Annotated in this window: 11 protein-coding genes and 1 pseudogene; 4 read left to right on the top strand and 8 right to left on the bottom strand. The window is 65.8% G+C overall.

Going from position 1 to position 11441, the window contains the following annotated elements; all coding sequences use genetic code 11:
- The first annotated feature begins 325 nt into the window (after positions 1–325).
- Entirely contained in the window at positions 326–1636 is a 1311-nt protein-coding gene (locus AS857_RS39780; RefSeq protein ID WP_058041262.1) for a hypothetical protein, read from the top strand.
- 238 nt (positions 1637–1874) lie between these two features.
- On the opposite strand, the gene AS857_RS39775 is transcribed toward AS857_RS39780, so the two are convergent.
- Positions 1875–2027, bottom strand: a complete 153-nt coding sequence (locus AS857_RS39775; RefSeq protein WP_160330169.1) for a hypothetical protein — start codon at positions 2025–2027, stop codon at positions 1875–1877.
- Between the two features lie 47 nt (positions 2028–2074).
- On the opposite strand from AS857_RS39775, the pseudogene AS857_RS37060 reads away from it, so the two are divergent.
- From AS857_RS37060 to AS857_RS37055, 3 genes and pseudogenes are all read left to right on the top strand, one after another.
- Positions 2075–2164: pseudogene (locus AS857_RS37060) on the top strand (MerR family DNA-binding transcriptional regulator); the annotation flags it as partial.
- A 522-nt stretch (positions 2165–2686) separates the two neighbouring features.
- Positions 2687–2938, top strand: a complete 252-nt coding sequence (locus AS857_RS39385; RefSeq protein WP_144440690.1) for a hypothetical protein — start codon at positions 2687–2689, stop codon at positions 2936–2938.
- A gap of 128 nt (positions 2939–3066) precedes the next feature.
- On the top strand, positions 3067–4596 hold the full coding sequence (locus AS857_RS37055; RefSeq protein ID WP_079109974.1) for a M12 family metallopeptidase: 1530 nt from the start codon (positions 3067–3069) through the stop codon (positions 4594–4596).
- A 666-nt stretch (positions 4597–5262) separates the two neighbouring features.
- Here AS857_RS37055 and AS857_RS01645 read toward each other — a convergent pair.
- The 7 genes from AS857_RS01645 to AS857_RS01615 all read right to left on the bottom strand — a co-directional run bounded on the left by AS857_RS01645 (position 5263) and on the right by AS857_RS01615 (position 11437).
- Complete coding sequence (locus tag AS857_RS01645; protein WP_058041261.1) at positions 5263–5457, bottom strand: hypothetical protein; 195 nt, start codon at positions 5455–5457, stop codon at positions 5263–5265.
- A 490-nt stretch (positions 5458–5947) separates the two neighbouring features.
- A complete protein-coding gene (locus tag AS857_RS01640) occupies positions 5948–6352 on the bottom strand; it encodes a hypothetical protein (protein ID WP_058041260.1) in 405 nt (134 codons plus the stop codon).
- Between the two features lie 574 nt (positions 6353–6926).
- A complete protein-coding gene (locus tag AS857_RS01635; RefSeq protein ID WP_245699533.1) occupies positions 6927–7739 on the bottom strand; it encodes a replication-relaxation family protein in 813 nt (270 codons plus the stop codon).
- A gap of 367 nt (positions 7740–8106) precedes the next feature.
- Positions 8107–8580, bottom strand: coding sequence for a hypothetical protein (locus AS857_RS40875; protein ID WP_058041259.1), 474 nt, complete (start codon positions 8578–8580; stop codon positions 8107–8109).
- A 148-nt stretch (positions 8581–8728) separates the two neighbouring features.
- Positions 8729–9415: a group II intron maturase-specific domain-containing protein gene (locus tag AS857_RS40870; RefSeq protein ID WP_245699532.1), complete on the bottom strand. Its 687-nt coding sequence runs from the start codon at positions 9413–9415 to the stop codon at positions 8729–8731.
- A 1420-nt stretch (positions 9416–10835) separates the two neighbouring features.
- Positions 10836–11159 (bottom strand): hypothetical protein, encoded by a 324-nt coding sequence (locus AS857_RS01620; protein ID WP_058041258.1) that lies wholly within the window; start codon positions 11157–11159, stop codon positions 10836–10838.
- Complete coding sequence (locus AS857_RS01615; protein WP_058041257.1) at positions 11156–11437, bottom strand: hypothetical protein; 282 nt, start codon at positions 11435–11437, stop codon at positions 11156–11158. Before AS857_RS01615 ends, AS857_RS01620 begins: the two co-directional genes overlap by 4 nt.
- Between the last annotated feature and the right edge of the window lie 4 nt (positions 11438–11441).

The raw sequence follows: 11441 nt of genomic DNA, 5'->3' as shown, positions 1-11441 counted from the left end.
ACCACTCACCCGCTCTCCAGGATCCCCCGGCCCGGCTGGTGCCTGGCCCCCGCAGGAGATATGGGCATCAACCGCGCAAGCACGCGCTGCGGCCACCCGTACGCCGCCACCGTGACCGAAGCCCTCCCGCCCGGCAGCCCCCCTGATACAGACGCAGCACTACCTCGACGCGCTAATCGCCACACCACAAACCGCCCCCGACCTGTCTCTCTACGCAGGCAGGGAGACGGGCCTGCAGCAACTCCTGCACGACCTGAAGACGCTAGGCGAGAAGATCCTCCGCCATGGCCTCGACAACCACGCCGAGCAGTGGTGCCCACCCCGCGTGCAGGAGGAGACGGAGGCCTACCGGCACGCCCCCAGCACCACGCGGCAGCCAGGGAATCACCGGCGTCAGACCACTCCGACGGCAGCGGCTACCGCTGCGGCCGTCACAGCTGCCCTGCGCATCCTGCAGGTCGGCGGCGTCCACGAGGTGGGCCGCACCGCCCGGTGGCTCACTGAACGCATCGGTGCCAGCGGCCGCGCCCTGTACCCCGCCAGTTTCGCCGCCTGGGGCCACGCGGTCTCACCCGCGCTCCAGGCCGCCCTGCGTGGCAGCCGCGAAGACCACCTCACGCCCCTGCACCGCCTGCGTCACCGCACCGCCACCGGCGCCCCCCGAACCAATGCATCCCGCGCCCGCGCCGCGTACCTGCCGACGGCCCTGTGGCCCGGCTGGGCTCTGCGGCTGACGCCGTATCACCCCAGCGGCCGACCGCTGGCCCGCCGCGCCGACGAACTCCTCGCCCTGGCCACCCTCATGACCGGCAGCAGCACCCCCCTCGCCACGGCCGCCGGCCTCCTGGGCACCACTCGCGACCGCCATACCTTCTCCCGTCTCCTGGCCGCACTGGCCACCCGCGACGACTGCGCCGACGCCCTGCTCTTGGTGACTGCTCTGGCCGACCACCTCGACCAGCACGCCTCGCCCATCGACTACGCCCGCCGCCGCGTCCTCTTCGGCCCCCGCGAGGACTTCCTTGAGGCTGCGCGGTGGACGCGCCTGCAGAAGACCTTGCGCTCCAACCATGCCGGCTCTCACCTGAACGCCCAGCGGTGGATCTTCCAGGCCCTCACCGGCTCGCCCGTCGAGCACGCCCCGCCCTGTCTTGCCCCGGCCAGTGCCGCCGAGTACGGGTACTACCAGCGGTTCCGCTGGCGCCTGCTGCCTGCCGAAGCCCGCCTCTTGCACCAGCGAGCCCAAGAACTCCTCGACGCCCACCACCTCACCGAACCCGTGCAGTGGAGCCCCCAACTGCCCGAAGACCTCACCCGTACGCTGATCCTTCCCGGGCCCGACCCGGGCAGCATCACCCCCGCTCAGATCGCTGCCCTGGCTCCGACGGGCGCGTTCTCCATTGCCTGCCTCGCGCAGCAGCTCGGCACCACCACCGCGCACGCCCGCTACCTGCTGGCCGAACACCCGGTCGACTGGAGCTCACCGCGCTATCGCCACACCCAGGACACCTCCCTCCGTGTCCAGCAGTGGGCAACCTGGCACAAGGACGACGGACTGTCCCTGGAGGCCACCGCCTGCCCGAGATCCTTCACCGTCGGCACACGCTCGGACAGTCTCTCGCCCGGATCTCTGTAGACACCAGCATCTCGGCCACCACAATCCGCACCATGCTCAACTCATGACCCTCACAGGCACACGTCGAGTACGCACGCTGTTTCATCGGGCACAACCGCTGCTCCCGGCCCCGACCAACTCCGACACCCAACGGGCACCCCAGGAGAGCCTGGACGCAGTCCGCGCTCGCGGCGCCCACCCGCCAGTTCGGCCTCGGACGGTAGGGAGACACGGAGTTCTTGTGTGCCCGCGGCTGGGGTTAGTGGCGGTGCATCACGAAGAGCCTGTTCTCGTGGACGGCGGCGGTCGGGGCGTCCTGCGCCTGCTGGGAGCCGTCTTCCGCCGCGCCAGCACCTGCCAGGGACGCGGAGGCGCGGGCGAACGCGGTGACCGCAAAATCGGTCTGCCTCATCACTTCGACGAACGCCGGGGCCTCCAGCGACCACCTGCGGATCCACGATGGCCTGGCCGACAGCGGAGGTCGCCCGGATGTCGGGTGTGACGGCCCGGGCACTGCGGCACTACGACGAGATCGGCCTGCTCCCGCCTGGGAGCGGCGCGGTGCGTTGGTCGCCGAGTTCATAGGGTTTGATCTAATTCTGCACCTAGTGCGATCTGGCCGAGACCCCGGCACCCCGAATCACCCGTTTGGTGTAGTGCGAGTGGGTGGTGTGGGGAAAGTCGAGGAGCCTGGATGGTAAGTGGCTGTCGTAAGCCGTTCTGCGGAACTGTCGGCAGTACCAGTCGAGATGGCCAAATGGCACCGGGATGTGCAAGATGGGGTACCAGTACACGTCACAGGAATGTTTTCTCGCGCCGGGTCAAAGCAACCACTTCGGATTCAACCTCGCCGTTTACCCAGGGCCCTACTTCGCTTTGGCTGTACCCAACACCACAAGGTCAGGCAAACATTCACTGTGGACGGAATGGCACGGCGTCTCACGGATGGTCGGCTCAGGTGAGATTCCTCTCATCAGAGACACGTACTGGGTGAGAGTCCGAAACGAACACACGGACCGAAGCGAAACGTTCTTCATTCATGCCTGGATTCCGTAGAGAGGATGCGGCCGCATGACCAAGCTACTCGTAGTTGCTGATAGAGACGGCAACATCAAGGCTGCGACCAGGCTGGGCCCGCCGGAGGGCGTAAGTGCATCAGGACTTGCATCCTTCATCGTAGACATCACACCCGACACCGGTGAAGAGGTGCATCATGTAGCCCTTCCAGGCGAATTGCACGCAGCGGGATCACTGGGGGCTCTCGTTGACTACTACGTCGAAGTCTCTGATGGCGAAGCGAGACTCGTGAGGCGCGGCGCCTGAGCCTGCTGCTCTCCCCGTCTCAGAGCGAGGAGCGCTGCGCGGGAACAAGCTCCGGCAGATCGCTTGGCAACCATCACGCGGGAAAGTGGACGACGCCGACGTGGCGCAGCTCACAGAAGGTGGAAGCAATGGGATTTGGATTGTCACCGACAAGCGACAATCGCTGGCCAGATGGAACAATTCCGTTCGAGATTAATGCCGCGGACTTCCCTCCCGCGACAGCCGATCGAAAAGCCGTGACGGATGCCATCAACGCATGGAACACGATGTCCATCATCCGGTTCGTACCGCGAGCCACTGAGAGCACCTTCACCAGATTCGTCTCCGGCTCTGGATGCAACACCAGCACTGGTCGCGATATCACCTCCACAGGAGAGGACGACATTACCTGTAACATCGCCGGCGCAACTTTCAACGCCGGCAGTGTCATGCATGAAATCGGTCATGCGATCGGCCTGCTTCATGAGCAGCAGCGTCCTGACCGGGATAGCGTGGTCACTGTAAATGAGGCTAACGTTCAACCCGCGGATCGGGTTAGGAACTTCAAGATTATCGAAGGATGCAAGCTCGGCAGCTATGACTGCGGCTCGATCATGCATTACTCTCAGACGGCGTTTGGAAAAATGGTTGGCGGGGTCGCTCAGACGACAATTGCCATCAAACCTGGGGTTTCCTGTTCAGCCATCGGTCAGCGGAACAACCCTAGCGTGGGTGACATCGCTGCTGTGCGGGCGCTCTATGAAGAAGTCATAGGTCTGAACCAGAAGATTACACTCCCTGAGTCCACCGACTTCTGTCCCGCTATCGCCTCCAACGGTAAGCACCTGCTCCTGGCTTGGACAGGGGAGAGTAATCAGAACATCAACGTGCGCCTCTCCGCTGATGATGGGGTCACCTTTCCGGCCAAGCACACAGCAGCGGACACGTCGATCGACGGCCCGGCTCTCGCATCGCTCCCGGACCCAAGTGGCGGGCGCGCCTGGATCGCCTGGACGGGCGAGGGTGCCAACAAGCTGAACTTCGCGCAGGTGAACTGGCACGACAACCCTCCTTCCATTTCTGGATTGATCAACAAGGAGACGCTGTCCGAGGAAAGTAACCACCGTCCCGCGCTGGCGATCCATCAAGGGATGACCTGCCTCGCATGGACCGGGAAGGACGACAGACTGAACATTATCTTCGGCATTCTCGGCGGAAGCCCGTGGACTGGTAAGCACACCTTCGATAATGAGACGTCCGATGCCAGTCCGGCCCTGACTTCGCACAACGGCCAGTTGTTCATCTCTTGGAGGGGATCGGGCAACAAAAATGTCAATGTGGCGCGCGTGAATCTCAACGGATCGACGGTACTTGGTCTAGATGACAAAGTGACGCTCGACGACACGAGCGAGCACTCTCCTTCGCTGGCTGGTCAGGATGGGCTCGTCTTTCTCGGATGGACCGGAGAAGGTGCTCAGAACCTCAACCTTCGATGGTCAGTCGACAGTGGAAAGTGTAGCCAGAAATTCGTGTTCAACGGCGAGTCATCCGACGACGGTCCCTGCCTGGCCGAGCATAAGAATCAACTGGCAATGTCATGGCGCGGAGGCGGAAACACCCAGATCAATGTGGCCAGGATCGCGTTCAGGCCTCGTATCACCCCGCCCGTCATCACATGATGAACGGAACGGGTGAACGGGGGGGTGCACGCATGCGCTATCGACTCCGGAACGGCTGAATCCGCCGAGGAATCTGATTCAACCGAGAACGAGGGCGTCTCGGTGAGCCGGCTATACAGCCCGATAGGTTGGCACGAAACCTCCCGAGCAGGGGCAGTTCAGGACGTGTGCTCACCCTGGCACCCCTGACGCCAGGGCCATTCATAGAAGGCTGGCGCCGTCTCGAATCTGGGGCGGTCGGCTCGCACCCCACGCAGGATTCCACACAAGCCAGATGCACCGAGAATCCCGAGCCGGGTGTTCTCATCCGACCTGGCAACCCCGCGGCTCAGGACGAGATGCACAGGCAGGCGCAATGCGACGGGACAGCGGCACGAGCCGCTCGCCGTCCGTACAGGCGTGCTGAGGATGTGCCATGTCTCGTGAGACTGAACCGTGTGCCATCGCCGTGAGACAACGGGAAACCCGCTGGTCACGGGCCCGGCCTATGCCACGAGCAGCGAGACCCTAACCTGCATGTGGGATCTCAGATCCCGCGGCCGAATCTCAGGTGTAATGGCCAGCCCGTGGCCGACCGGCCACGGGCGTGAGACTGCCTGCCCGGAGCCAGGCGGAGACAGGGATAGCGGTGCTGGCGGGCGAACCGTCCGTACAACGGAGCTCCCGCTAGGAACCCGATTGTGCGACCACCCCAGTCAGCCACCAAGCGACGATGAGCCCACCCGGCAGGACGAGCAGCCCCGTGGCGAACATCCACGTGACCGCCGGAGTGGTGCGTGCGGCCAGGTTGCGGCAGAGGAACAGTGCCAGCACGAAATAGAGGGAGAGAGGAATGAGGAGCAGGCCAAGGCCGGCACCCACGGCGTCACGCCCCTTCTGTGGCACAGGAGTTGATGCCGGACCGGGGACTTCGATACGCAGTGGTTTCCCCAATGCCTTGCCCTGACATAAGCTACCCCTATTTTGAACGCGTTCAGTTCAGGGGTGGATCATAGCTCTGGGCGCGCAGGGCGAGGAAGCCTGTATCCGCTGGAAACACCTGGCATCCCCCTCCGCTGCGCCCCATGCAGGAGATCGGGACACGGCTGTGAGACTGGGCAGATGGGACACAGGGTGAGTCATCTGGTGTAGTTGCAGGTCACAGGACTGGCTCGGGATGCGAGCCGAGAGACCCCACAACCCCACGCTGCAGCCTGGCATAGTCCTCCGGGAGATCACCATCGAGCGGCGGCGGCCACGCGGCGCGTCCGGTGTGCGCCGCAGTCGGCCCATGGCGGTATCAGAGGCTTCCGTTCATGCCGGTCAGGTAGGCGGTGGTGGTGTCGCCCTTCTCGTCCAGCAGGACGTCGAATTATGACCGGTTCGCTGTCGAGAACGAGTGGATGGGATACGTCCTGGAGGCGTCCAGCCGCAGCTTGAACCGCTTCATGGTCTCGGACGGGAAAGGCGGGTCGGTCGGCTTGATCTCCCGGTCGCCGTTAGAACCGCTCCATCCGCTCGGCCATTTCAGGGAGGGTTTGCCCAGATCGTCGACACCCTGAGTCGCCAGGTAGTCATCCATGCAGCTCTTCGGCACGGTGTAGCTCATCTCCACCGTGGCCGGTGGCCACCAGAGCTCATCCGCCTTGTAGCTGAGCATCTTCACCGGGCACTCAGGCATCTTCAGATACATCACATCCAGCACTTCCTGCCGGCTGTGCCCACATCCCCCAAGCATCGGCACCACCACGAGCCAGGATGCCAAAGCCACCCCCACGGGCAGCCTCCGCCCCTGCAAACGTCCCTTCCCCACACGCACCCTTTGATCGATTCGAACACGTTCAAAATATTCGACGCGAAGAACCCGACAACGGTTCCCAGGGCTCCGGAGTCTCAACCGTGCCCGGCGACGAAGGCGTGACAGTCAGCACGACACTGTCGTTGAACCCCACAGCGGCGGCCACCTCCTGCGTCCCAGGTGCACACGCACGAGGCCAGGCCGCCGTGCTCCGGGGCCCTGGCCGGTCCCACGCCTCCCGACCGGCCGGGCACCCCTCCTCCCTCTCGACCCATCTCCACGACACCGGCATGCGGGCGACATCCCACAGCCGCGCTGGAGCGGCCCTCGGCGCGCGGGCGTTCGGGGTGGCTGGCGGAGCACAGGATCTCGTGAAGACCGCCCGCACGTCCGCCGGACCGCGAACCACCGAGCAGCCCTCGGTCGCCCCGCGTCGCGGAGGCAGCACCGGGCGTTCCGGACTGAATCGTCGCGGCGCCCGGCACCGTCATTGCGCCGTGGCCGCCGCCCTGGTGCAGGTGGGCTGACGCTCCCGGGTGCTCGCGCGCGGTAGTCAGCGGCCCGCGGGTTCGGGGTAGCGCTGGGGGCGGCGGTCCGGGTCGTCGACGCCGATCTCGTACCAGGGCTCGCCGCGCTGGAGCCGGGGCAAGGTGTTCACCCAGACCGCGACGGCGATGCCCTTCACGTCGGCGGCGAGCGCCTGGAGGCGGTTGTCGAGCAGGTGCTCCTCCTTGCCCGCAAGGACGACGTGCAGCCGCGGGAAGGTCTTGGAGCGGGTGTAGCGGTGGCGCTGCCAGAACGGGTACGTCCGGCCGATGGTGCCGCGGGCGCCTTCCCAGGCCCGGTGCCCGGCGTAGCGCTCGTAGTCCCAGACCTCCTTGGCGAGGCGGGCCTGGGACATGCTGCCGTTGTCGAGCTCGAAGAGGCGCACCTCACTGCTCTTGGTCGGCGCGGCGAGGACCGCGTCAGTGTTGAAGCTCAGGCCGATCTTCTTGATGGCGTGGTTGACCTCTACCTGCCAGTCGGTCAGATGGTTGCGTCCGCTGTAGGCGAGGATCATGTCCGTGACCGCGACGCCGTGCGGACCGAACCCGGCACGAACGACCTTCGCCCCGGTGCCAGCCTTCGGGCGGGAAGGCAGCTCGTTGCCGTCGGCCAGAGCCTTCTGTCCCGCTGAGGTCAGGTTCCAGATCGGGTGCTTGCCCACCTTGCCGTTCGTCTCCGCCAGCCCCAGCTCCGCCAGCTTCTTCATCGCCCTGCGCACGTACGACCGGCCGTCGGCATCCTCCGCCGTGATCACCTGAGCAATCTGCCGGACCGTGGCTATCCGCAGGCACCCCAGCATCCGCAGCGCGTCGGCCCGCACCTTCCCGGCTGTGGGAGTGGACTTCTTCCCCTTCGCCGATGTCTCAGGGGAAGAAAGAGAGGTGTCAGCGTGCCGGGCGGCCCCCTGGCGGGCGGTGTGAGCTGCGGTGATGGGCACGACGTTGGAATCGTTCGCGGCACTGGACGCGGCACTGGATTCCGGGCCGCCCGCAGACCGCTCAGCACCCCTTGACCAGGTCGGTCGCGGCTCCGGCGCGGGCTGCCGGGCGCTGCTGGTGTACCTCATGGCAAGGCTCCTCATACAGATGGCGCGGGATACCGGATGGCATCCCGCCGTCATTTGATAGAGGTGTGCCGGAAGCGGACGGTGTGACATTCCGCTGGATGCCGTTACCCAGCCGTGATCGTCAGGCGGGCGCGGCGCAGAGCTCGGAGACGATGGCGAACGAGGTCGTCACCATCGGCACCACCATCGCTGGCGGCATCACCGCGTGCGTGGTCTGGCCGTGCGCCATGCCGTTGCGGATCTGCCGGCCATAGTCGAGGTACTCCGCCTGCCGGGCCGTCAGGACTCCATCGGCAGCGCCTTGTTCCTCACCGCGGCCCACGAGGAAGTCGCCGATGTCCTGCGCCAGCTGGAGGCGGTCGCCGTGGGCCAGGCCCTCGATGCGCACCGCGCACCGGCCGGTGCGCATCCGGTGCGCCTCACCGTCGTGTAGTGCGGCGCGCGGTGCGCACTGGTCGGTGCGGTGCGGGCCCGCACCGCGGTGCGCACCATGGCCGGCGCGCACCACGGTGCACACGATGCGGCGCATCGCCAGCCTCACCGGATCACGCATCGCGACGATGCGGCGCATCGTCCACCGGAACCGGGTGCGCACCACACTCCGGCGTGCACCGCGAGCGCATACCAGGACATACAGGGTCTCTAGCGGGCGCTATCGAGTAGCCGAGGGGAGTCGCACCCCTCGGCTCTCACAGAACCGTGCGTAAAAGTCTCCCGTTACACGGCTCTTGTCGTTCTGATCATCAGATCTCGCATGCAGCGGTGGTGAGGCGCCAGTGCGCGAACATCCGTGGGTACCGCTGCGCGATCTCCACGAGCTTCGCGTGCGCCTTCCGGCGGCTTGCGAGCCGCTTGTACTTCTTGCGGATCCAACGCACCAGGTAGGCGTTGATGCGCATCACGAAGGGGAACAACTCCCACGGCCGGAAATTCCCGTAGTAGTTGATCCACCCCCCGACCACACGGTTGATCGTGCGGGCGAGGTCTCCGAAGGAGGTGCCGACGCGGCGGTGCAGTTGCCAGGAACGCACCTCGCGACCGATCCGGGTCAGGGCCTGTCTGCTGATGGCCGGCTCGAACGACAGGAACTGCTTGCCGTGTCGATTCCGGTTCTTCCTGGGGCGGAACGTGTACCCAAGGAACGTGAACGACGTGTGCTCGTAGGAGCCGCGCCGGCACTTGTCCTTGCAGTAGACGATCCGGGTCTTGTCCGGGTGCAGCTGCAACCCGACTTCGACCAGCCTGTCCCTGAGCGCGGCCAGCACCTGGCGGGCCTGGCGCTCGGTGACGCAGTGCAGCACCGCATCGTCCGTATAGCGTTCGAACCAGACGCTCGGGAACTCCCGGGCCATCCAGGCGTCGAACGCATAGTGCAGGAACAGGTTCGCCAGGACGGGAGCCACCGGGGCCTCCAGCAGCGCTTCCGGCACCTCTCCACTGCGTCCAAGGCGGACCGTCCAGGCCGGTATCCGTAGCTGTCCGGATGGAATACAGGCTCCACCCTTCTCACCAGGTGCCGGGCCACGACCGTCTGAGCCACCCGATCAGCGACGGCGGGAATGCCGAGCATTCTCGTGCCGCCTCCGTTTGACTTGGGGATCTCCACCGCGCGCACCTGCGGCGGGAAGTACGAGCCCGACGACATACGATTCCAGACCTTGTAGAGGTTGCCCTTCAGGTCCTTCTCGAAGTCGTCGATGCTCTGCCCGTCCACGCCGGGTGCGCCCCTATGAGATCTGACTTCCTCCCACGCCTCCTTGACTTCCCACTTCGAAATATCAAACGACTTGATCTGAGACTTCAACTGGCCCATCGCACTCCTCCCGGGGCACTGCCCGGTTGATGTGATCAACTCAGTCACGAACGACCCGGCCCCTCCGCTCCACCCCCATTACAGGGGCTTCGTCACTACTACGGGCCGGTCTGCCAGCAGGCTCCGCTTCGGTACTCGACCCCTTTGCGGTGTCCGCCGCTTGGGGCACTCCCTCTTCCCCGACTGTCGTCGGGGCGTATCGGCGCCTTCCTTCTCCTGTTCCATGCGAGAGCCGCAGACCGGACTCACGTCGCCTACATGCCGGACACCACCTGGCCAATAAACGGGCACCCGCCAGGCTCATCCCGGAGTTCTAGACACGCCCCGGTTTCGATGTCGTCTGGTTTCCTTTCGACACGTCAGCAGCGATTCACTTGCGTTCGTCTTTCCGGTCCCCACCTGACGCCTCTTACGACGCCTTTTTCTCATCGCTCACCACGACAGTCTTCAGCTAACGCAGCATGAGGCGGTTTGAAGCCTCCCCCCCCCCGCAGGGCGGCTCCGAAGGGCCACGAAACCTTCATCTCTCGCACAGCATCACTTCTGGAAACTGCTCCTACATGCAACTTCCTTCCATGTTCAGGACACATGTCAAGGAGAAACGTGCGTACTGCGGAACCTGGTCAAGGGATGTGGTCCGGTGCGGACCAGGGGTTGGTCAAGGGTCGGCCAGCCTCCAGCGCACCCACACCGCCCTACTCTTCGTGACCGCACGCCGCACCGGTGCCGAGGGCGCGATGCACTCGATGCGCACCGGGGTGCCCGCCGGGAGTACGGCGCATCGCCGGTGCGCATCGCGGTGCACTCGGTGCGGTGAACCGGGTGCGCGTGAGAGTGCCGGGCATCGTCGGATGGTGCGCACTCGGTGCGGTACCGGGCATCGTGGTGCGCACGAGAGCGGAGTCCACCGTCAGCCGGTGCGCACCGCAATGGAGTCCACCAGGTGGAGTCCCTCCATGCACAGCATCCGATGCCGGGCATCGTGCACCGGATGCAGAACATCGTGGGGTCCACTCGGTGGACGATGGCCGGCATCGTCACCACAGCCAGGCGGTGGAGTGCCGCAACCGGGACAGGGCACGCGCATCGCGGCGCGCGGCCGCGCTGCCGATGCGGTTCTGCCGGGACCGGGGCCGGCGGGACTGCCCGGCGGCGAAACGGCGACGTCCGGCGTCTTGGAGCCGCCTGCGCTGCTTGCGCAGCTCCCGCTCCTTCTCCCGGTCGTTCTTCAGTGTCCGGGGCCGATTCCAGATCGGCTCCCACGGCGCAGAGGCGTCGAGCACGGCTGGCCACTTCTGGGCGGCTTCGCGTGCGCGGGCGAGGGCGTCCTCCAAGCTGAGCTCTTCCGGGGTGCTGCTCACGCGACTCCTCCTGTGGTCCGGCCCGGCGCGTGCTGGGCGCCAGGCTGCTGGGTGTGCGACGCCGGGGACGTCACCGGGGCAGGCTGCGATCGGGGGCCGTGGGCGACGGCACGGTCCCGAATGCCGTCCTGGAGCTTCGCGGCCATCTTGGCGGCAGCGGCCTCGAACGTCCGGCGGGTCTGCTCCACCGTGGCGACGTCGGTCCTCTGCTCCTGGCCGCGGCACGCCTTCCGGTCCGTACGAGACGGCTGCGGGCGGGGCCTCGGGGCGGTGGGCACGGCG

It is taken from the genome of Streptomyces roseifaciens, from assembly GCF_001445655.1.
Lineage (GTDB): Bacteria > Actinomycetota > Actinomycetes > Streptomycetales > Streptomycetaceae > Streptomyces > Streptomyces aureoversilis.
This window is presented reverse-complemented; position numbering and strand designations above follow the sequence as displayed.